1 pseudogene is annotated in these 617 nt (G+C 47.0%); it reads right to left on the reverse strand.

What is annotated here, in order from left to right:
• Nucleotides 1-617: pseudogene (locus CYP05_RS03585) on the reverse strand (type I glutamate--ammonia ligase); the annotation flags it as partial.

Below are 617 nucleotides of genomic sequence, written 5' to 3' on the forward strand. Positions count from 1 at the left end.
GTTGATAAGTGTCGATGAAAAGATCAGTCATTATTGGTTTTAAGTATTCATTATCGCGAATTAGCGCTTCAAGGCTACCACGAAGTGTGTGTGGAAGCTGTTCTATGCCACGCTCTCTGATCTCATCTAGGTGAAGTTTAAATAAATTTTCATCCATCGGACCAACTGGCTCGTATTTGTTTTTGACGCCGTCAAGTCCTGCCATTAGCATCGCTGAGAAGGCTAGATAAGGGTTTGCCGTGCTATCTGGAAATCTCATCTCAGCCCTAACTGACTTCTCGCCAGCTCCGTAAGGTATGCGGATGCTCGCTGAGCGGTTTTGGCTCGAGTAAGTGAGGATAGATGGCGCTTCAAAGCCCGGGATTAGTCGTTTGTAGCTGTTTGTGCTTGGGTTAGTAAAGGCGGCAACGCTTCTTGCGTGTTTTAAAACACCGCCGATGTAGTGCCTTGCAAAGTCACTTAAATTTGCGTAGTTGCCCTCTTTATAGAATAAATTTTTGCCATCTTTCCAGACTGATTGCTGCACGTGCATGCCGCTGCCGTTGTCGCCATAAAGCGGTTTTGGCATAAATGTAACTGTCTTGCCGTTTCGGTGCGCGACCCTGCGGACGCCGTAT

Origin of the sequence: Campylobacter concisus (genome assembly GCF_002913545.1) — a bacterium.
In the GTDB taxonomy this organism is placed as follows: Bacteria; Campylobacterota; Campylobacteria; order Campylobacterales; family Campylobacteraceae; genus Campylobacter_A; species Campylobacter_A concisus_AV.